This is a genomic window from Pseudomonas sp. AAC, assembly GCF_000725445.1.
GTDB lineage: Bacteria > Pseudomonadota > Gammaproteobacteria > Pseudomonadales > Pseudomonadaceae > Pseudomonas > Pseudomonas citronellolis.
On sequence record NZ_KL647096.1, the window covers coordinates 432,779 to 451,224 of the forward strand.

An 18,446-nucleotide genomic window follows, 5' to 3' on the forward strand; every position below is an offset into this window, starting at 1 on the left:
GAAAGGCAGAGGGCGTTGAACTACAGGCTCTTCTCGAACACCTGCGAATTGCGCTGGTAGTTGTACAGCGACGCCCGCGCCGCCGGCAGGCGTTCGACGCTGCTGGGCTGGAAGCCGCGCTCGCGGAACCAGTGGGCGGTGCGGGTGGTGAGCACGTAGAGGGTCTTCACGCCCAGCGCCCGGGCGCGCTTCTCGATGCGCTCCAGCAACTGGTCGCCGCGCCCGCCGTGGCGGTATTCCGGGTTGACCGCCAGGCACGCCAGCTCGGCGGCGTCGGAATCGGCGATCGGGTACAGCGCCGCGCAGGCGATGATCAGGCCCTCGCGCTCGACGATGCTGAACTGCTCGATCTCGCGCTCCAGCACCTCGCGCGAACGGCGCACCAGGATGCCCTGCTCTTCCAGCGGGCGGATCAGCTCCAGCAGGCCGCCGACGTCCTCGATGCCCGCCTCGCGCAGTTGCTCGAACTGCTCCTGGGCCACCAGGGTGCCGTTGCCGGTGCGGGTGAACAGCTCGCTGAGCAGCGCGCCGTCCTCGGTGTAGCTGACGATGTGGCTGCGCCGCACCCCGGCGCGGCAGGCCTGGGCGGCGGCGTCGAGCAGCTCGGCCTGGTAGCTGTTGCCCAGGCGCTGCAGGTGCGCCGGCACCTGTTGCGGGCGCAGTTCGCGGACCAGCTTGCCGTCCTCGTCGAGCAGGCCGCGCTCGCCGCCGAACAGGATCAGCTTGTCGGCGTCCAGCTCGATGGCCGCGCGCATGGCCACGTCCTCGCAGGCGAGGTTGAAGATTTCCCCGGTGGGCGAGTAGCCCAGGGGAGAGAGCAGCACGATGGAGCGCTCGTCGAGCAGGCGGCCGATGCCCTTGCGGTCGATGCGCCGCACCTCGCCGGTATGGTGGTAGTCGATGCCCTCGACCACGCCGATCGGCCGCGCCGTGACCAGGTTGCCCGCGGCCACGCGCAGGCGCGCGCCCTGCATGGGCGAGGCGGCCATGTCCATGGACAGCCGCGCCTCGATGGCGATGCGCAGGCTGCCCACGGCGTCGATCACGCATTCCAGGGTGGGCGCGTCGGTCACCCGCAGGTCGCGGTGGAAGCGCGGCGCCAGGCCGCGCTGGGCCAGGCGCGCCTCGATCTGCGGGCGCGAGCCGTGGACCAGCACCAGGCGCACGCCCAGGCTGTGCAGCAGCACCAGGTCGTGGACGATGTTGCCGAAGTTCGGGTCTTCCACGCCCTCGCCGGGCAGCATGACCACGAAGGTGCAGTCCCGGTGGGCGTTGATGTAGGGAGAAGCGTGACGTAACCAGGTGACGTAGTCTTGCATTGTCCAGGTGGCCTGTGAGCGGGCGATGAAGGGTCGTCGAGTGCGAATGGCCGGCAAGGGCGGCGGGAGCGGCGGTTATCGTCGTCGCATGCACATCGACGGGTTTCTCCTCTTCAGGGCGGTTACAGGCAGTAATGCTGGATCAAGCCACGCAGCAGTTCCACGGTCGGCGGGATGCGAGCGAGTTCCAGATGTTCGTCCGGCTGGTGGGCGCAGGCGATGTCGCCGGGGCCCAGGACCAGGGTCTGGCAACCAAGCTGCTGAAGATACGGTGCTTCGGTGCCAAAGGCTACCGCTTCCGCCGAATGCCCGCTGAGGCGCTCGGCCAGGCGCACCAGCTCGCTGTCCGCGGCCTGCTCGAAGGGCGGCACGGCGGGGAACAGCGGCTGGTAGTCCAGGCGCACCGCAAAGCGCTCGGCCAGGGGCGCCAGGCGCTCATTGATGGCCCGGCGCAGGGCCTGCGGATCCATCCCCGGCAGCGGCCGCAGGTCGAACTCCAGGGCGCACTGGCCGCAAATGCGGTTGGGGTTGTCGCCGCCGTGGATGCAGCCCAGGTTCAGCGTCGGCTGCGGCACGCCGAACTGCGGGTTGTTGAACTCCTTCTGCCACTGCGCGCGCAGCGCCAGCAGCTCACCGATGGCCGCGTGCATGGCCTCCAGGGCGCTGTGGCCGAGGCTCGGGTCGGAGGAATGGCCGCTCTGCCCGAGGATGTCGATGCGCTCCATCATCACCCCCTTGTGCAGGCGGATCGGCCGCAACCCGGTGGGCTCGCCGATCACCGCGGCGCGTCCCAGCGGCCGGCCGGCCTCGGCCAGGGCGCGGGCGCCGGCCATGGAGCTTTCCTCGTCGCAGGTGGCGAGGATCAGCAGCGGCTGGCGCAGGGGCTTGTCCAGCAGCGGCAGCAGCGCCTCGATGGCGATGGCGAAGAAGCCCTTCATGTCGCAGCTGCCCAGGCCGTACCAGCGGCCGTCGCGCTCGTCCAGGCGCAGCGGGTCGCTTTTCCACAGCGATTCGTCGTAGGGCACGGTGTCGGTGTGCCCGGCCAGCACCAGGCCGCCGGGGCCGCTGCCCATGCTCGCCAGCAGGTTGAACTTGCCCGGAGCGATCTCCTGCAATTCGCAGGCGAAGCCCAGGTCGCCCAGCCAGGTGGCCAGCAGCTCCACCACCGGGCGGTTGGACTGGTCCAGGGCGGGCTGGGTACAGCTCACCGACGGCAGGGCGAGCAACTGGGCGAAACGGTCTTTCAGGCTCGGCAGGGGCATGGGCGTCTCCGGAAGCGTTGCACCCATCATGGCCCAGGATGACGTGCAATTGAACCGCCGTTGTCGCGTGGAACAGCGGCGCGGCGACGCGGTCCTGTACACTAGCGGGCTTCGACGAACGCTCCCGCGCCAAGCCCTGCGGGCCCGTCTACCCTTTTCCTTCCCGGACTCCGCCATGCAGAAAGAAACCGAAATCAAGCTGCGCGCCAGCCGCCAGACCCTCGAGGCGCTGCGCGACCACCCGCTGCTGAAGAAGCGCAACAAGTCCGGCTGGCAGCAGAGCGAGCTGTACAACCAGTACTACGACACCCCCGGCCGCGACCTGGCCCGGGCCAAGGTCGCGCTGCGCCTGCGCCGCGACGGCGAGCAGTACATCCAGACGCTGAAGAGCCGCGGCCACAGCGTCGCCGGGCTGTCCGAGCGCAACGAGTGGGACTGGTACCTGGACAAGCCCGAGCTGGACCTGGGCAAGCTCGACGACAGCTGCTGGCCGGCAGCCCTGGCCGACCTCGACAAGCAGCAGCTGCAGCCGATCTTCAGCACCGACTTCACCCGCCAGCGCGCCGAGATCGCCTGGGGCCGCGGCAAGACCAAGGTGGCGATCGAAGCCGCCCTCGACCTGGGCAAGGTCGTCGCCGACCGGCAGGAAGAGGAAATCTGCGAGCTGGAGCTGGAACTGCGCCAGGGCGAACCCGCGGCGCTGCTGGAACTGGCCGCGGAGCTGGCCGCCGACCTGCCGCTGATGCCCTGCGACATCAGCAAGGCCGAGCGCGGCTACCGGCTGTTCGACCCGGCCAGCTACACGGTGCACCCGGACACCCAGAAGCTGCTGGCGGAAACCCCGCTGGACGGCGCCTTCGCCGCCATCGCCTGGTCGCTGCTGGGCAGCAGCCAGCGCCTGGCCGAGCAGTACCGCTTCAACGGCCACTGGCGCCTGCTGCAAGAGTGGCTGCAGCAGCTGGTGGACCTGCGCGCCCTGCTCGGCAGCCTCGGCCAGGCCGCGCCGCGCGCCAGCAGCCGCGAGCTGCGCACCGCACTGGACGCGCTGATCGGCGACTGGCGGCCGCGCATCGAACAGGGCGAAGCCGACGAAGCCGCGCGCCAGCAGGCGCCGGAAGCCTTCCGCGCCGAACTCGGCCAGACGCGCTGGGGCCTGTTCTCCCTGCAGGCCTCGCGCTGGCTGCTGGCCCGCGCCTGGCAGGAAGGCCGCAACGAGCGCGGCGACCGCCAGGGCGCCGCGGCCCTGGGCAAATGGCTGCCGCGCCTGCTCGCCGAGGAGGCCGAGGGCCTGCCCCTGGCCCGCGCCCAGCAGCAGCCGGAACTGCTCGCCGAACAACTGCCGCGCCTGCAACGCCTGCTGGTGTGGCTGCGCCTGGCCCGCGGCGTGCTCGACCTGCCCGAGGCCGACCGCCTCTACGGCGAGCTGGCCAAGCTGGAACAGGCCCTGCACCGGCGCGACAGCGCGGACCTGGATGCCCTCGCCGCCCAGGCCCATACTGTGCTGACCCTCAAGCCTTGGAAGGCGCTTTTGAAATAAGCTGGGGAACCCGACGGCGCGGGCCGGACTCAGACCAGCTCCACCCGCAGCCGTCCGCGGCACACACGAACGCAGGGAGTCCGAATGTCCGTCTTCGCTTCGCCCGCCCAGGATCGCTGGCTTGACCTGGCCGATATCCTCCACGAGCTGGTCGCCCAGGGCCGCGTCGCGCAGAGCGACGCCGAGCAGTGCCTGGCGATCCGCCGCAGCGCGGTGAAGAACCAGCAGCATCCCCTGGAATTCCTCGCCGCCCAGCAGGTGCCGGACCAGCACCGCCCCGGCCGCCACCTGGACCTCGACACCCTGGTGCACTGGCTGGCCGAGTATTCCGGCCAGCCCTACCTGCGCATCGACCCGCTGAAGATCGACGTCGCCGCGGTCACCCCGCTGATGTCCTACGCCTTCGCCCAGCGCCACAGGATTCTCGCCGTGGCGGTGGCGCCGGACAGCGTCACCATCGCCAGCGCCCAGCCCTTCGTGCACAGCTGGGAAGGCAACCTGACCCACGTGCTCAAGCGCCCGATCAAGCGCGTGGTGTGCAACCCGCAGGACATCCAGCGCTTCACCACCGAGTTCTACCGCCTGGCCAAGTCGGTCAGCGGCGCCTCCGCCCAGGACATGAAGACCAGCGGCGTGGGCAACTTCGAGCAGTTGCTCAACCTGGGCGCCAGCGACCAGGAGCCGGACGCCAACGACGCGCACATCGTCACCATCGTCGACTGGCTGTTCCAGTACGCCTTCCAGCAGCGCGCCAGCGACATCCACATCGAGCCGCGCCGCGAGCAGGGCACGGTGCGCTTCCGCATCGACGGCGTGCTGCACAACGTCTACCAGTTCCCGCCGCAGGTCACCATGGCGGTGGTCAGCCGCCTGAAGTCGCTGGGACGGATGAACGTGGCCGAGAAGCGCAAGCCGCAGGACGGCCGGGTGAAGACCAAGACCCCGGACGGCGCCGAGGTGGAGCTGCGCCTGTCGACCCTGCCCACCGCCTTCGGCGAGAAGATGGTGATGCGGATCTTCGACCCCGAGGTGCTGCTCAAGAGCTTCGACCAGCTGGGCTTCTCCCCCGAGGACCTGCGCCGCTGGCAGAGCATGACCAACCAGCCCAACGGCATCATCCTGGTCACCGGGCCCACCGGCTCGGGCAAGACCACCACCCTGTACACCACGCTCAAGCAACTGGCCACGGACGAGGTGAACGTCTGCACCATCGAGGATCCGATCGAGATGATCGAGCCCTCGTTCAACCAGATGCAGGTGCAGCACAACATCGACCTGACCTTCGCCAGTGGCGTGCGCGCCCTGCTGCGGCAGGACCCGGACATCATCATGGTCGGCGAGATCCGCGACCTGGAGACCGCCGAGATGGCCATCCAGGCGGCGCTGACCGGGCACCTGGTGCTCTCCACCCTGCACACCAACGACTCGCCCACGGCCATCACCCGCCTGCTCGAACTGGGCGTGCCCTACTATCTGATCCGCGCCACCGTGCTCGGCGTCATGGCCCAGCGCCTGGTGCGCACCCTGTGCCCGCACTGCAAGGCGCCGCTGGAGCTGGAGGAGAGCGACTGGCAGGAGCTGACGCGGCCGTGGAACGCCCCGCTGCCCACCGGCGCGCAGCAGGCGGTGGGCTGCCTGGAATGCCGCGACACCGGCTACCGCGGCCGCGCCGGGGTGTACGAGATCATGCTGCTGACCGACAGCCTGAAGGAACAGATCACCGCCGACACCGACCTCATCCCGCTGCGCCGCCAGGCCTTCAAGGAAGGCATGCGCAGCCTGCGCCTGTCCGGCGCGCAGAAGGTCGCCGCGGGCCTGACCACCATCGAGGAAGTGCTGCGGGTGACGCCGCAGAGCGAGCAGAAATAGGAAATCTCCGAGCCCGACAGGACTCGCGGGATGACACGGGAAAGGGTTAGCTTTTCCCGCCGCCCCGCTCCTTTGCGAGCCGGGCGCCACGGAAGTCCCAATCGACCAAGGAGTGCAGCAAATGGAAACCGGCAGTGTCCTGATCCTCTTCGTCATCCTCGCGGTGGCGATCGTGTTCATGGGCTTCAAGGTGGTGCCCCAGGGCAACGAGTGGACGGTGGAACGCTTCGGCCGCTACACCGGTACCCTCAAGCCGGGGCTGAACATCATCGTCCCGGTGATGGACCGCGTCGGGCAGAAGATCAACATGATGGAGCGGGTGCTGGACATCCCCCCGCAGGAGGCCATCAGCGCCGACAACGCCATCGTGCAGATCGACGCGGTGTGCTTCTACCAGGTGGTCGACGCGGCGCGCGCGGCCTACGAGGTCAGCGGCCTGGAGAACGCCATCCGCAACCTGGTGATGACCAACATCCGCACCGTGCTCGGCTCCATGGAGCTGGACCACATGCTCAGCCAGCGCGACGCGATCAACGAACGCCTGCTGCGCACCGTCGACGAGGCCACCGCGCCCTGGGGCCTGAAGGTCACCCGCATCGAGATCAAGGACATCAGCCCGCCGGCCGACCTGGTGGAGGCCATGGCCAGCCAGATGAAGGCCGAGCGCCTCAAGCGCGCGCAGATCCTCGATGCCGAGGGCAAGCGCGCCGCGGAAATCCTCACCGCCGAGGGCGAGAAGCAGGCGCAGATCCTCAAGGCCGAAGGCCAGCGCCAGGCCGCCTTCCTCGAAGCCGAGGCCCGCGAGCGCCAGGCCGAGGCCGAGGCGCGGGCGACCCAGGTGGTCTCCGAGGCCATCGCCAGCGGCAACGTGCAGGCGGTGAACTACTTCGTCGCGCAGAAATACGTCGACGCCCTCGGCCAGCTGGCCGCCTCGAACAACAGCAAGATAGTGCTGATGCCGCTGGAGGCCAGCCAGGTGATAGGCGCGGTGGGCGGCATCGGCGAGATCGTCAAGGCCACCTTCGGCGATGGCGCCCCGGGCGCCAAGGGCCGGGGCTGAGCCATGTGGGGCTATCTGCAACACCTGAGCTTCTGGGACTGGCTGGCCTTCGGCACCCTGCTGCTGATCCTCGAGGTGTTCGGCGCCGGCGGCTACCTGCTGTGGATCGGCATCGCCGCCGCGGCCACCGGGGTGCTCGCCTTCTTCGCCCCGGCCCTGGCCTGGACCTGGCAGTTCCTCGCCTTCGGCATCCTGGCGCTGCTCACCGTGGTGTTCTGGTGGCGCTACCAGCACCGCCCGGGCGCCGGCGAAGCCGCCAGCGGCCTGAACCGCCGCGGCAGCGAGCTGGTCGGACGGCAGTTCGCCCTGCACGACGCCATCATCGGCGGCCGCGGCAAGATCCGCGTCGGCGACAGCCTGTGGCTGGTCAGCGGCCCGGACCTGCCGGCCGGCGCCCAGGTGAAGGTCACCGGGCAGGATGGCGCGGTGCTGTTGGTCGAGCCGGCCTGAGGTAACGCGGCAGGTCGGCCGGGCGTATCCGCCGAATCCCGGGCGCCCGGGAACAGGTGCTCCGAAGCCAAGCCCGAAGCGCGCATGAGATCACAGTCAAACGGCGGATAACGTCGAACGTTATCCGCCCTACACCCGGCCCACCCGTGACGTAGGGCGTATAACCGTTCGCGGTTATCCGCCGCTACACCGGCCTCATGCCCGGCGTATCGGCCGAACCCGAAGCGCGCGCCAAACGGCGGATAACCTCATAGGTGTCTGCGCCCCGGCGACGGTGGGCAAGGCCCCGGGCAAGGCCTAAGATGGGCGCCTCTATCCCATGGAACGGATGTCCCCCGACGATGCTGCGCCTGCTCAAAGACGAGAAATTCCTCCTCCTCGCCCTGCTCCTGGCGGTGCTGGTCTACCCCCTGGAACACAGCCTGCTCGAAGGCGGCAAGGCCCTGGCCGGGGTGGCCGCCACTGTCCTGCTGGCCTCGATCATCAGCGTCTCGCTGCGCGTGGCGCACCATGCCGAGATTCTTGCGGAGAAGGTCGGCGAGCCCTACGGCACCATGATCCTGACCCTCGCCGCGGTGCTGGTGGAGGTGGTCATCCTGGCCATCATGATGGGCCACAACCATTCGCCCACCCTGGCCCGCGACACCATCTACGCCGCGGTGATGCTGGACATGAACGGCATCCTCGGCCTGGCCGCGCTGCTCGGCGGCCTGAAGCACGGCGAGCAGTCGTACAACGACGACTCGGGCAAGACCTACGTGACCATGATCCTCACCGCGGTGGGCATCTCCATGGTGGTCCCGGAGCTGATCCCGGCGGCACAGTGGAAGCTCTACTCGCTGTTCACCATCGGCTGCATGGTCATGCTCTACGGCCTGTTCCTGCGCATGCAGACCGGCCAGCACAGCTACTTCTTCGCCTACAACTACGCGGTGCACGGCGAGCAGCAGCACGGCCACGAGGCCCACGGCAGCACGCGCCAGTCCATGGCCCTGCTGGTGGCCGGGGTGGTGCTGATCGGCGCGCTGGCCGAGGTCATGTCCAAGGCCCTGGACGTCAGCCTGGAAGGCAGCGGCGTGCCGCCGATCGTCCCGGCGCTACTGGTGGCGGCCATCTCCGCCAGCCCGGAAATCCTCACTGCGCTGCGCGCCGCGCTGGCCAACCGCATGCAGCCGGTGGTCAATATCGCCCTGGGCGCCTCGCTGTCCACGGTGATCCTCACCGTGCCGGTGATCGAGGCCCTGGCGCTGTTCAAGGGCCAGCCGATCCAGATGGCCATGACGCCGCTGCAGACCGGCATGATGTTCATCACCCTGATAGTGGCGGGCTTCAACCTGCACGACGGCAAGACCAACGCCATCGAGGGCATGACTCACTTCGTGCTCTTCGCCACCTTCCTGATGCTGTCGTTCATGGGGTTGTGACCATGCTGAAGATCTACCTCGCCGGCCCCGACGTGTTCCGCCCCGACGCCGCCGGGCACGGCGCGCAGCTCAAGGCGCTGTGCGCGGAATACGGGTTCGAGGGGCTGTTCCCGCTGGACGTCCAGGTGCCGGCGGAAATCACCGAGCCGCACCAGCAGGCGATCTGGATCTACCGCGCCAACCTGCGCCTGATCGCCGAGGCCGACTGCGTGCTGGCCAACCTGGCGTCGTTCCGCGGCAGCGAGCCGGACAGCGGCACCTGCTTCGAGGTCGGCTACGCCGCGGCCCTGGGCAAGCCGTTGTACGGCTACCTGCCGGACGCCGGCAGCTACCTCGAGCGCATGCGCCGCAAGTACCCGGAATGGCTCGGCCAGCAGCCCGGCCGCGACCGCGACGGCAACGTCCTGGAAGCCTTCGGCCTGCCGCTGAACCTGATGCTGGCGGTGCCCACCCAGATCGTCTCCGGCGGCCCGCGCGAGGCGCTGGAGCTGCTGCGTCAGGACCTGCAGCCGGCGGAATAGCGCGCGCCTGCGCGCGATTCGCGGGCAGGGCCCGCTCCTACACGACTGCGCCGAGGCGCTTTTTCGTAGGATGGCGTTGAGCGAAGCGATACCCATCACCGTGACCGCATGGGTTTCGCAAGCTCAACCCATCCTACGAAAAGCCGTGCATCCTGGAACCGTAGGAGCGGACTCCGTCCGCGATCGGCCGGGCCCGTGCGCGGCGATCGCGGATGAATCCGCTCCTACAAAAGAAGAAGAGAAGCCCGAGCGGCTCAGACCTTCTTCACGAACTCCGACTTCAGCTTCATGGCGCCGATGCCATCGATCTTGCAGTCGATGTCGTGGTCGCCGTCCACCAGGCGGATGTTCTTCACCTTGGTGCCGACCTTGACCACCAGGGACGAGCCCTTGACCTTCAGGTCCTTGATCACGCTGACGGTGTCGCCGTCCTGCAGCACGTTGCCGACGGCGTCCTTGATCACCTTGGCATCGCCCTCACCTTCGACGGCGGCATCGGCCGACCATTCATGGGCGCATTCCGGGCAGACCAGCAGCGCGCCGTCCTCGTAGGTGTATTCGGAATTGCATTTGGGGCAGGGTGGCAGGCTCATGGTCTCTATCACTGACAGTGGGAAAAGACCGTGCATTATATAAGGATTTGCCCGCCTCAGGGGTGCAATTGCTGCAGGTAGGCCGCCAGCGCCTCGACATCCCCGGCCTGCAGCTGCGACGCCACCGCCAGCATGGTCGAGCCGGCGCGGCGCGGATCCTTGTCGCGGTAGGCCTCCAGCGTCCGCTGCAGGTAGGTCGCCGGCTGCCCGGCGATGCGCGGCACGCCCTGCTGGCCGAGCCCCTGCGGGCCATGGCAGGCCACGCAGACCTGCCCGAACAGCGCCTCGCCCCTGGCGCGCAGCGCATCGTCCACCGCGCCCTGGCGCGGCAGCACCTGCTGCTGGCTGTAGTACACGGCGATGTTCACCCGCTCGTCGAGGCTCAGCATCCGGGCCGCCTGGTTCATCACGAAGTCGCTGCGCTGCCCGCTGGCGTAGCGCTCGAAGGCAGTGAATAGGTAGCCCGGGGCCTGCGCGGCCAGGTTCGGGATGTAGTCGCGCCGGCTGTTGCCGTCGTCGCCGTGGCAGTTGCGGCACAGCACGATGCGCTCGTGGCCGGCGGCATAGGCCTGCTCGCGCCTGGCGGGGTCGGCCATGATGGCGTCGAAGCGCGCCTGGGCGGCCTCGTCGCCCAGGGCGGTACAACTGACGGTCAACAGCAGAGCAATCGCGAAACGCATCGCCTCCTCCCCGGAACTCGGCCTGCGGCCTGCCGTTTATAGGCGTGCGCGCGGCGCAGGGCCTGGATGCAGGTCAATGAAGCGGCGAGCCGGCCGCGCCGGAAGGTGATGGCTTTCGCAAAGGCAAAAAAAGGGGGAGCATCGTGCTCCCCCGGGGACTGAACCTTGAGACCCGTCTGTCCGTCGGTCAGCCTTCAATCTCGATCAGCACCTCGCCCGGGTTGACGCGGTCACCCTTGGCTACGTGGATCGCCTTGACGGTGCCGGCGATGGGCGCCTGCACCTCGGTTTCCATCTTCATGGCTTCGGTGATCAGCACGGCCTGGCCGGCCTTCACGCTGTCGCCTTCCTTCACCAGCACGTCGACGATGTTGCCCGGCATGGTGGTGCTGACGTCGCCCGGCGCGCTGGCGTGCTTGCGCTTGTTGCCGCCGCCGCCGATGAACTCGTTGAGCGGCTCGAACACCACCTCTTCGGGCATGCCGTCGATGGACAGGTAGAAGTGGCGCTTGCCGTCGGTCTTCACGCCGACGCCGGTGATGTCCACGCGGTAGCTCTCGCCGTGCACGTCGACCACGAACTCGGTCGGCACGCCTTCGCCGCCGGCCGCGGCCACGCCGTTGCCGGTGGGGATCGGCAGCAGCTCCTCGGGCTTCAGCGCGCCGGCCTCGCGTTCCTCGAGGAACTTGCGGCCGATGTCCGGGAACATGGCGTAGGTCAGCACGTCCTCTTCGGACTTGGCCAGCGCGCCGATCTCGCCGCGCAGCTTGTCCAGCTCGGGCTTGATCAGGTCGGCCGGGCGCACGTCGATGACTTCCTCGTTGCCGATGGCCTGGCGCCGCAGTTGCTCGTTGATCTGCCCCGGGGCCTTGCCGTAGCGGCCCTGCAGGTACAGCTTCACCTCGTTGGTGATGGTCTTGTAGCGCTCGCCGGCCAGCACGTTGAAGAACGCCTGGGTGCCGACGATCTGCGAGGTCGGGGTGACCAGGGGCGGGAAGCCCAGGTCCTCGCGCACCCGCGGGATCTCTTCGAGCACTTCCGCCATGCGGTTGAGGGCGCCCTGCTCCTTCAGCTGGTTGGCCAGGTTGGAGATCATGCCGCCGGGCACCTGGTTGACCTGCACGCGGGTGTCCACGCCGGTGAATTCGCTCTCGAACTGGTGGTACTTCTTGCGCACGGCGTGGAAGTACATGCCGACTTCCTGGATCAGCTCCAGGTCCAGGCCGGTGTCGTAGGGGGTGTTGCGCAGCGCCGCGACCATCGACTCGGTGCCCGGGTGGCTGGTGCCCCAGGCCATGCTGGAGATGGCGGTGTCGATGCGGTCGGCGCCGTTCTCCACGGCCTTGAGCTGGCACATGCTGGCCACGCCGGCGGTGTCGTGGGAGTGCACCACCACTTCCAGGGGCAGGGCGTCCTTCAGGGCCTTGACCAGGTCGCCGGTGGCATAGGGGGTCAGCAGGCCGGCCATGTCCTTGATGGCGATGGAATCCACGCCCATGGCCGCCATGGCCTTGGCCTGGGCGACGAAGGCGTCGATGGTGTGCACCGGGCTGGTGGTGTAGCAGATGGTGCCCTGGGCATGCTTGCCGGCGGCCTTCACCGCCTCGATGGAGACGCGCAGGTTACGCACGTCGTTCATCGCGTCGAAGATGCGGAACACGTCGATGCCGTTGACCGCGGCCTTGGCCACGAAGGCGCGCACCACGTCGTCGCTGTAGTGGCGGTAGCCCAGCAGGTTCTGCCCGCGCAGGAGCATCTGCAGGCGGGTGTTGGGCAGCGCGGCCTTGAGCTTGCGCAGGCGCTCCCACGGATCTTCCTTGAGGAAGCGCACGCAGGCGTCGAAGGTGGCGCCGCCCCAGACTTCCAGCGACCAGTAGCCGACCTTGTCGAGCTTGTCGCAGATCGGCAGCATGTCCTCGGTGCGCATGCGGGTGGCCAGCAGCGACTGGTGCGCATCGCGCAGGATGGTATCGGTAACGGAAATTTTCTTGCTCATGTTCTGAATCCTTCCCCTACAGGCCAGCGTGGGCGGCAATGGCGGTAGCGATGGCGATGGCCAGGTGCGACGGGTTGCGCTTGATCGAGTACTGGGTCAGCTCCGGGTGGCTTTCGACGAAGCTGGTGTTGAACTGGGCGCTGCGGAACTCCGGGTTCTTGAGGATTTCCTGGTAGTAGGGCGCGGTGGTCTTCACGCCTTGCACGCGCATGTCGTCCAGGGCGCGCAGGCCGCGGTCCAGGGCCTCTTCCCAGGTCAGTGCCCAGACGATCAGCTTCAGGCACATGGAGTCGTAGTACGGCGGGATGGTATAGCCGGTGTAGATCGCCGTATCGGTGCGCACGCCGGGGCCGCCGGGCGCGTAGTAGCGGGTGATCTTGCCGAACGAGGGCAGGAAGTTGTTCTTCGGGTCCTCGGCGTTGATGCGGAACTGCAGGGCATAGCCGCGGTGCTGGATGTCTTCCTGCTTGACCGAGAGCGGCAGGCCGGAGGCCACGCGGATCTGCTCGCGGACGATGTCGATGCCGGTGATTTCCTCGGTGATGGTGTGCTCCACCTGCACCCGGGTGTTCATCTCCATGAAGTACACCTCGCCATCGGCGAGCAGGAACTCCACGGTGCCGGCGTTCTCGTAGCCCACGGCCTTGGCCGCGCGCACCGCCAGGTCGCCGATGTAGGCGCGCTGCTCGGGGGTCAGCTGCGGGCTGGGGGCGATCTCGATGAGCTTCTGGTTGCGGCGCTGGATCGAGCAGTCGCGCTCGAACAGGTGCACGGTGTTGCCGAAGGAATCGGCGAGTATCTGCGCCTCGATGTGCTTCGGGTTGACGATGCACTTCTCGAGGAAGACCTCCGCGCTGCCGAAGGCCTTGGTGGCCTCGGAGATGACGCGGGGGAAGTTCTGCTCCAGCTCCTCGCGGCTGTTGCAGCGGCGGATGCCGCGGCCGCCACCGCCGGAAGTGGCCTTGAGCATCACCGGGTAGCCGATGCGCTCGGCCTCGGACAGCGCCTCGGCGAGGTCGGCGACGTTGCCTTCGGTGCCCGGGGTGCAGGGCACGTCGGCGGCGATCATGCTGCGCCGCGCCTCGGTCTTGTCGCCCATGCGGCGGATCACTTCCGCCGACGGGCCGATGAACTTGATGCCGCGCTCGGCGCAGATTTCCGCCAGCTCGGCGTTCTCGGAGAGGAAGCCGTAGCCCGGGTGCAGGGCGTCGCAGCCGGTTTCCACCGCCAGGTTCACCAGGGCGCGCGGGTTGAGGTAGCCGGCCAGCGGGTCGGCGCCGATGCTGTGCGCCTCGTCGGCGCGCTTCACGTGCAGGGCGTGGCGATCGGCGTCGGAGTAGACGGCCACCGAACGGATGCCCATCTCGGCGCAGGCACGCACGATGCGGACAGCGATCTCCCCACGGTTGGCGATCAGGATTTTCTTGATCACTTGCGGTTTCCCTCGACCGGGGCTCGTGGACCCGGCACTTGAACCAATCGGCAATCCGCCGCGGAGCGATCCGCGGCGGTTCGGCGCAATGCCGGAGCAGGGTTCCGGCGTTTTTTTACCCTACGCGGGATCGAGGATTACCCAAAATCAATATTTATTGGGATAGCCATAATTTTTGACTTATAGTCGAGCGAACTGACCCGTGCGGGAGCCGGTGCGAATGCGTAAGTCCTTGATGCGAATGACACTTCGCCAACTGCAGGTGTTCCGTGCGGTGTGCGAGAGCCGTTCCTACAGCCGCGCCGCGGAGGAAATGGCGCTGACCCAGCCGGCGGTCAGCCTGCAGATCCGCCAGTTGGAGGAACTGGTCGGCCAGCCGCTGTTCGAGTACATCGGCAAGAAGCTCTACCAGACCGACGCCGCCGACGCCCTGCTGCGCGCCAGCACCGACATCTTCCAGCGCCTGGAAGTGCTGGACATGCAGCTCTCCGACCTCAAGGGCTCGCTGCAGGGCCAGTTGCGCCTGGCGGTGGAGTCCAGCGCCAAGTACATCACCCCGCACCTGTTCGCCGCCTTCCAGAAGCAGCACCCGGACGTCAGCCTGCACCTCACCGTGGTCAACCGCGCCCAGGTGATCAAGCGCCTGTCGGACAACCGCGACGACCTGGTGATCATGTCCCTGGTGCCGCAGGACATGGCCCTGGAATTCCTGCCCTTCCTGAACAACCCGATCGTCGCGGTGGCGCCGCCCGACCACCCGCTGTGCAGCGCCGCCAAGCTGTCGCTGAAGGACCTGGAATCCTGGCCGCTGCTGATCCGCGAGCCCGGCTCGGGCACGCGCAAGGCCTGCGAGGAACACTTCCAGCAGAAGCGCGCGCACTTCCCGCAGACGCTGGAATTCGCCTCGCTGGAAGGCTCACGGGAAGGGGTATTGGCCGGCCTCGGCCTGGCCCTGCTGCCGCGCCACGCGGTGAGCCGCGAACTGCGCGCCGGGCTGCTGCGCGAACTGCCGGTGGAGGAGTTGCCGCTCTACCGCAGCTGGTGCCTGGTGCACGCCCGCGGCAAGCGCCTGAGCCCGGTCGCCCAGGCGTTCGTCGCCTTCATCCGCGAGGAGCGCGCGCTGATCAGCCAGCTGGCCGAGCGCTTTTCACCGACGCCCGCGCAGAATTGAGGTAGTTGGCGGCGATCAGGTCGGGATAATCGGACATCTCGCGGTCGAGGCGTTGCGCTTCGAGGCGCTCCTCAATGGCCCGGCGGAACTGCATGCGGCGCTGGTCCTCGAGCTTGCGGCGGGTCTTGCTGTCCAGGTGCTGGGTGTCGTCGATATGGCGTTGCATCTCGCATCTCCCAAGGCCGAAGGGCTGGAGACGCCAGGATGCTGACGACGGATGACAGTTTGAGGGCGCGGCAGTGAAGCCGCGGTGACGCCGACGAGCGGTCGGCGGCGCCTCAGGACGCCTCTTCCGGGCGCGGTTCCTCGTGGCTCTTCACCACCTTGGGCGACAGGCGCAGGCTGCGCAGGCTGCGCTTGACGCTCTTGAGGTGGTTGACCAGGTCCGGGCCGCGGGCCATGGCCACGCCCATGGCCAGCACGTCGATCACCACCAGGTGGGCGATGCGCGAGGTCAGCGGGGTGTAGATGTCGGTGTCTTCGTGGACGTCCACCGCCAGGTTCACCGTGGCCAGGTCGGCCAGCGGGGTCTGGCTGGGGCACAGGGTGATCAGGGTGGCGCCGGCCTCGCGGACCAGGTTGGCGGTCACCAGCAGGTCCTTGGAGCGGCCGGACTGCGAGATGCAGATGGCCACGTCGCTGGGCTTCAGGGTCACCGCTGACATCGCCTGCATGTGCGGGTCGGAATAGGCCGCGGCCGAGAGCAGCAGGCGGAAGAACTTGTGCTGGGCGTCCGCGGCCACCGCGCCGGAGGCGCCGAAGCCGTAGAACTCCACGCGCTGGGCGTGGGCGATGGCGGCGATGGCGCGTTCCAGGGCGTGGGTGTCGAGCTTCTCGCGCACTTCCATCAGCGAGTGCAGGGTGGTGTCGAAGATCTTCAGGCTGAAGTCGGTGACCGAGTCGCTTTCGCTGATCGCGAACTGGCCGAAGCTGGCGCCGGCGGCCAGGCTCTGCGCCAGCTTCAGCTTGAGGTCCTGGAAGCCGGTGCAGCCGATGGCGCGGCAGAAGCGCACGATGGTCGGCTCGCTGACGCCCACCCCGTGGGCGAGGTCGGCCATGGAGCTGTGCATGACCGAGGCGGGGTCCTGCATCACGTGATCGGCGACCTTGAGTTCCGACTTGCGAAGCAGATGACGCGACTGGGCAATGTGCTGCAACAGGTTCACTGGGCTGGACTCGGCTATGATCGGCGGAAGGGATGTAGTCTGCTTGTAGTTATACTACAAGTCAGGTGGTCACGCCCAGGCAATAAGTGGTGGAGCAGTACCTGATGATGTCCGAAACTTCCGCATTTCCCCTTTCCTGCGACATCCTGGTGTTCGGTGGCACCGGCGACCTGGCGCTGCACAAGCTGCTGCCGGCGCTCTACCACCTGCACCGCGAGGAGCGCCTGCCGGCCGACACCCGCATCCTCGCCCTGGCCCGCAGCCAGCGTTCGCAGGAGGCCTACCTGGCGCTGGCCGAGCGGCACTGCCGGGCACAGGTCGCGCGGGCCGACTTCAGCGTCGCCGACTGGCAGAGCTTCGCCACGCGCCTGGACTACCTGGCCATGGACGCCGCGCAGAGCGCCGACTTCAGCCGCCTGCGCCAGCGCCTGAAGTTCGGCCACGAGCGCGTGCTGGTGCACTACCTGGCCACCGCCCCGGACCTCTTCGCGCCCATCGCGCAGAACCTCAAGGTCGCAGGCCTGGCCGGGCCGAACACGCGCATCGTGCTGGAGAAGCCGCTGGGCCATTCGCTGGAATCGGCGCGGGCGATCAACCAGGCCATCGGCCAGGTGTTCGACGAGTCGCGGGTGTTCCGCATCGACCACTACCTGGGCAAGGAGACGGTGCAGAACCTGCTGGCCCTGCGCTTCGCCAACACCCTGTTCGAGCCGCTGTGGCGCAGCGCCTACGTCGACCACGTGCAGATCAGCGTCAACGAGACCCTCGGCGTGGAGAACCGCGGCGCCTACTACGACCACGCCGGGGCCATGCGCGACATGGTGCAGAACCACCTGCTGCAGCTGCTGTGCCTGGTGGCCATGGAGGTGCCGGTGCACTTCGACGCCGAGTCGGTGCGCGACGAGAAGCTGAAGATCCTCCAGGCCCTGCGCCCGATCGGCGGCCTCGACGTGCAGGACCGCACCGTGCGCGGCCAGTACGGCGCCGGGCGGATCGGCGGCCAGGAGGTGCCGGCCTACTGGTTCGAGAAGAACGTGGACAACGACAGCGACACCGAGACCTTCGTCGCCCTGCGCGCCGAGATCGACAACTGGCGCTGGGCCGGCGTGCCCTTCTACCTGCGCACCGGCAAGCGCATGGCGAAGAAGTGCTCGGAGATCGTCATCCAGTTCAAGCCGGTGCCCCATGCGCTGATAGGCGACGGCAGCGGCCCGGCCAACCGCCTGTGGATAAGGTTGCAGCCGGAGGAGCGCATCAGCCTGCAGCTGATGACCAAGACCCCCGGCAAGGGCATGCGCCTGGAACCGGCCGAGCTGGACCTGAACCTGGCGCAGACCGCCAGCCCCGGCAAGCGCCGCTGGGACGCCTACGAGCGCCTGCTGCTGGACGTGATCCAGGGCGACTCGACGCTGTTCATGCGCCGCGACGAGGTGGAGGCCGCCTGGCGCTGGATAGACCCGATCATCGCCGGCTGGCAGGAGCACTACCAGCGCCCAAGGCCCTATCCCGCCGGAAGCAATGGCCCGGAGCAGGCGCAGATGTTGCTGGAGCTGCAGGGGCGGCGGTGGTTGGAGTGAGGTTGCTTGCGAATGGGGGTTCGCCGGCAATTTCGGTGCTTGACCTGAAGAGCGCCCTCTCCCTAACCCTCTCCCTGAAGGGAGAGGGGACTGTCCGTGCCAAGCGTCATACCGGCGCTCGCCGGCAGCCTCGGCGTTGCAATGAGCTTCGACATTACGCTTCACGCCATACGGCCCCCTCTCCCTTCAGGGCGGGGCGCGCAGCCGAGGGCTGGGGAGAGGGAGCGGAGTCAATCCAAAGCTCCGCTGCAGCCTGGAAACTCCATTCGCGAGCAAGAACTAGGCGTCCCCCTCGCTCCTACGAAAAGCCCCACCAACATTGACCCCGCTCAGGGCACCAAACCCCCGCCCCCGCTAGAGTGCGGCGTTTTATCCACAACCGTCCCCAC

16 protein-coding genes are annotated in these 18,446 nt (G+C 68.1%); 8 read left to right on the forward strand and 8 right to left on the reverse strand.

The window, feature by feature from the left end:
- Positions 1 to 20: 20 nt before the first annotated feature.
- Positions 21 to 1,319 carry an amino-acid N-acetyltransferase gene (argA, locus tag FG99_RS11790; protein ID WP_009614950.1) on the reverse strand — a complete coding sequence of 433 codons (1,299 nt, stop codon included), beginning with the start codon at positions 1,317 to 1,319 and terminating at the stop codon, positions 21 to 23.
- Positions 1,320 to 1,441: 122 nt separating this feature from the next.
- Complete coding sequence (argE, locus tag FG99_RS11795) at positions 1,442 to 2,581, reverse strand: acetylornithine deacetylase (RefSeq protein WP_043269771.1); 1,140 nt, start codon at positions 2,579 to 2,581, stop codon at positions 1,442 to 1,444.
- Between the two features lie 175 nt (positions 2,582 to 2,756).
- Between argE and FG99_RS11800 the strand changes: the two genes are divergently transcribed.
- The 6 genes from FG99_RS11800 to FG99_RS11825 all read left to right on the forward strand — a co-directional run bounded on the left by FG99_RS11800 (position 2,757) and on the right by FG99_RS11825 (position 9,442).
- Positions 2,757 to 4,118, forward strand: a complete 1,362-nt coding sequence (locus FG99_RS11800; protein ID WP_043269773.1) for a CYTH domain-containing protein — start codon at positions 2,757 to 2,759, stop codon at positions 4,116 to 4,118.
- Between the two features lie 84 nt (positions 4,119 to 4,202).
- Positions 4,203 to 5,987, forward strand: coding sequence for a type IV pilus assembly ATPase TfpB (locus FG99_RS11805; RefSeq protein WP_043269775.1), 1,785 nt, complete (start codon positions 4,203 to 4,205; stop codon positions 5,985 to 5,987).
- Between the two features lie 121 nt (positions 5,988 to 6,108).
- Entirely contained in the window at positions 6,109 to 7,047 is a 939-nt protein-coding gene (locus FG99_RS11810; protein ID WP_043269777.1) for an SPFH domain-containing protein, read from the forward strand.
- Positions 7,048 to 7,050: 3 nt separating this feature from the next.
- The gene (locus FG99_RS11815) at positions 7,051 to 7,497 is read left to right on the forward strand and encodes an NfeD family protein (protein ID WP_043269779.1); all 447 of its coding nucleotides are present in this window, start codon (positions 7,051 to 7,053) and stop codon (positions 7,495 to 7,497) included.
- A 341-nt stretch (positions 7,498 to 7,838) separates the two neighbouring features.
- Positions 7,839 to 8,921 carry a calcium:cation antiporter gene (locus tag FG99_RS11820; protein ID WP_009614938.1) on the forward strand — a complete coding sequence of 361 codons (1,083 nt, stop codon included), beginning with the start codon at positions 7,839 to 7,841 and terminating at the stop codon, positions 8,919 to 8,921.
- Positions 8,922 to 8,923: 2 nt separating this feature from the next.
- Positions 8,924 to 9,442 carry a nucleoside 2-deoxyribosyltransferase gene (locus FG99_RS11825; RefSeq protein ID WP_043269781.1) on the forward strand — a complete coding sequence of 173 codons (519 nt, stop codon included), beginning with the start codon at positions 8,924 to 8,926 and terminating at the stop codon, positions 9,440 to 9,442.
- A gap of 254 nt (positions 9,443 to 9,696) precedes the next feature.
- On the opposite strand, the gene FG99_RS11830 is transcribed toward FG99_RS11825, so the two are convergent.
- The 4 genes from FG99_RS11830 to FG99_RS11845 all read right to left on the reverse strand — a co-directional run bounded on the left by FG99_RS11830 (position 9,697) and on the right by FG99_RS11845 (position 14,143).
- A complete protein-coding gene (locus FG99_RS11830) occupies positions 9,697 to 10,035 on the reverse strand; it encodes a zinc ribbon domain-containing protein YjdM (RefSeq protein ID WP_009614934.1) in 339 nt (112 codons plus the stop codon).
- A 56-nt stretch (positions 10,036 to 10,091) separates the two neighbouring features.
- Positions 10,092 to 10,715: a c-type cytochrome gene (locus FG99_RS11835; protein ID WP_070878453.1), complete on the reverse strand. Its 624-nt coding sequence runs from the start codon at positions 10,713 to 10,715 to the stop codon at positions 10,092 to 10,094.
- Between the two features lie 187 nt (positions 10,716 to 10,902).
- Positions 10,903 to 12,711, reverse strand: a complete 1,809-nt coding sequence (oadA, locus tag FG99_RS11840; protein WP_009614930.1) for a sodium-extruding oxaloacetate decarboxylase subunit alpha — start codon at positions 12,709 to 12,711, stop codon at positions 10,903 to 10,905.
- A 16-nt stretch (positions 12,712 to 12,727) separates the two neighbouring features.
- Positions 12,728 to 14,143 (reverse strand): acetyl-CoA carboxylase biotin carboxylase subunit, encoded by a 1,416-nt coding sequence (locus tag FG99_RS11845; protein WP_009614928.1) that lies wholly within the window; start codon positions 14,141 to 14,143, stop codon positions 12,728 to 12,730.
- Positions 14,144 to 14,378: 235 nt separating this feature from the next.
- Between FG99_RS11845 and FG99_RS11850 the strand changes: the two genes are divergently transcribed.
- Positions 14,379 to 15,314, forward strand: coding sequence for a LysR family transcriptional regulator (locus FG99_RS11850; protein WP_116424636.1), 936 nt, complete (start codon positions 14,379 to 14,381; stop codon positions 15,312 to 15,314).
- On the opposite strand, the gene FG99_RS11855 is transcribed toward FG99_RS11850, so the two are convergent.
- A complete protein-coding gene (locus FG99_RS11855) occupies positions 15,268 to 15,480 on the reverse strand; it encodes a PA3496 family putative envelope integrity protein (protein ID WP_043269785.1) in 213 nt (70 codons plus the stop codon). The genes FG99_RS11850 and FG99_RS11855 overlap by 47 nt on opposite strands.
- A gap of 112 nt (positions 15,481 to 15,592) precedes the next feature.
- Complete coding sequence (gene hexR / locus FG99_RS11860; protein WP_043269786.1) at positions 15,593 to 16,480, reverse strand: transcriptional regulator HexR; 888 nt, start codon at positions 16,478 to 16,480, stop codon at positions 15,593 to 15,595.
- Positions 16,481 to 16,587: 107 nt separating this feature from the next.
- Between hexR and zwf the strand changes: the two genes are divergently transcribed.
- A complete protein-coding gene (zwf, locus tag FG99_RS11865; RefSeq protein ID WP_225617219.1) occupies positions 16,588 to 18,057 on the forward strand; it encodes a glucose-6-phosphate dehydrogenase in 1,470 nt (489 codons plus the stop codon).
- The last annotated feature ends 389 nt before the right edge of the window (positions 18,058 to 18,446 follow it).

Excerpts from the sequence above, each read along its gene's own strand:
- oadA (WP_009614930.1), bottom strand. The coding sequence starts at position 12,711 with ATGAGCAAGAAAATTTCCGTTACCGATACCATCCTGCGCGATGCGCAC.
- FG99_RS11805 (WP_043269775.1), top strand. The coding sequence starts at position 4,203 with ATGTCCGTCTTCGCTTCGCCCGCCCAGGATCGCTGGCTTGACCTGGCC.
- FG99_RS11800 (WP_043269773.1), top strand. The coding sequence starts at position 2,757 with ATGCAGAAAGAAACCGAAATCAAGCTGCGCGCCAGCCGCCAGACCCTC.
- FG99_RS11810 (WP_043269777.1), top strand. The coding sequence starts at position 6,109 with ATGGAAACCGGCAGTGTCCTGATCCTCTTCGTCATCCTCGCGGTGGCG.
- FG99_RS11850 (WP_116424636.1), top strand. The coding sequence starts at position 14,379 with ATGCGAATGACACTTCGCCAACTGCAGGTGTTCCGTGCGGTGTGCGAG.
- zwf (WP_225617219.1), top strand. The coding sequence starts at position 16,588 with ATGTCCGAAACTTCCGCATTTCCCCTTTCCTGCGACATCCTGGTGTTC.
- argE (WP_043269771.1), bottom strand. The coding sequence starts at position 2,581 with ATGCCCCTGCCGAGCCTGAAAGACCGTTTCGCCCAGTTGCTCGCCCTG.
- FG99_RS11815 (WP_043269779.1), top strand. The coding sequence starts at position 7,051 with ATGTGGGGCTATCTGCAACACCTGAGCTTCTGGGACTGGCTGGCCTTC.
- argA (WP_009614950.1), bottom strand. The coding sequence starts at position 1,319 with ATGCAAGACTACGTCACCTGGTTACGTCACGCTTCTCCCTACATCAAC.
- FG99_RS11855 (WP_043269785.1), bottom strand. The coding sequence starts at position 15,480 with ATGCAACGCCATATCGACGACACCCAGCACCTGGACAGCAAGACCCGC.
- FG99_RS11825 (WP_043269781.1), top strand. The coding sequence starts at position 8,924 with ATGCTGAAGATCTACCTCGCCGGCCCCGACGTGTTCCGCCCCGACGCC.
- FG99_RS11835 (WP_070878453.1), bottom strand. The coding sequence starts at position 10,715 with ATGCGTTTCGCGATTGCTCTGCTGTTGACCGTCAGTTGTACCGCCCTG.
- FG99_RS11820 (WP_009614938.1), top strand. The coding sequence starts at position 7,839 with ATGCTGCGCCTGCTCAAAGACGAGAAATTCCTCCTCCTCGCCCTGCTC.
- FG99_RS11830 (WP_009614934.1), bottom strand. The coding sequence starts at position 10,035 with ATGAGCCTGCCACCCTGCCCCAAATGCAATTCCGAATACACCTACGAG.